This window comes from Parapedobacter soli, from assembly GCF_025460835.1.
In the GTDB taxonomy this organism is placed as follows: domain Bacteria; phylum Bacteroidota; class Bacteroidia; order Sphingobacteriales; family Sphingobacteriaceae; genus Parapedobacter; species Parapedobacter soli.
Map to the genome: position 1 here is coordinate 1 of NZ_JAMXAY010000155.1, position 688 is coordinate 688.

Annotated in this window: 1 protein-coding gene; it reads right to left on the bottom strand. The window is 47.7% G+C overall.

Annotation, left to right across the window (positions count from 1 at the left end):
* Positions 1 to 633 (bottom strand): transposase (locus tag NGM62_RS21990; protein WP_262250448.1); only part of this gene is annotated, 633 nt, incomplete at its 3' end.
* Positions 634 to 688: the final 55 nt, after the last annotated feature.

Sequence of the window (688 nt, forward strand, 5' to 3'; positions counted from 1 at the left end):
TTTTCTGTCGGCTTTCCGTGCTTTGGCCTTGTTTTTCGGATGGTTCCTAAAACGTTGGTCGACAGCAAGCTTCTTCAATACCCGTGTGTAGGCCTGTCTTAAGGGGACCTGTTCTTGCTCGGCGATTGCCTTACATTTTTTGATGATCTTCTTGTGGAGTTTGGCGTCCGTAGGAAAGGTGATGTTCTTTTCCTGCACCGTGGTGTCGATATTCACGCTGTCCTCATCACTGTCCGGCCCGTTGATGCGTATGCTCTCTTTTAAGATCAGTTCAACGCCCCATTCGCCAATACGCTTTCTGAAATGAACCAGCTCCGATGCCTCACAGGGCGCTCCGGCCACAAAGTACTGCTCTCCGCAGAAGTATTGGTAGTAATTGTTCTCGCTCCACTGTTCCACCACGCTTTCGTCAGAGATGTTGCGGATGTGCTTGAGCATCAACAGACCCACCATCAGTCGGATAGGTTTGCCCGGACGACCGTTATCCTTACAGTACAAGGGTTCAAAGGCATCCTCGAAGATGTGCCAATGGACTTTATGGGCTAAAATGTACAGGGGATGCCTGGGGTTCAGCGTGTCTTCAAAGGAGAAGAACAGACTGGATTGACTTTGGTTTTTTCGTTGTGGTATCATACAAAAAATGCAAGGTTTCTGAGGTAAAAATACAAAACCTTGCATGTTTTTCAAA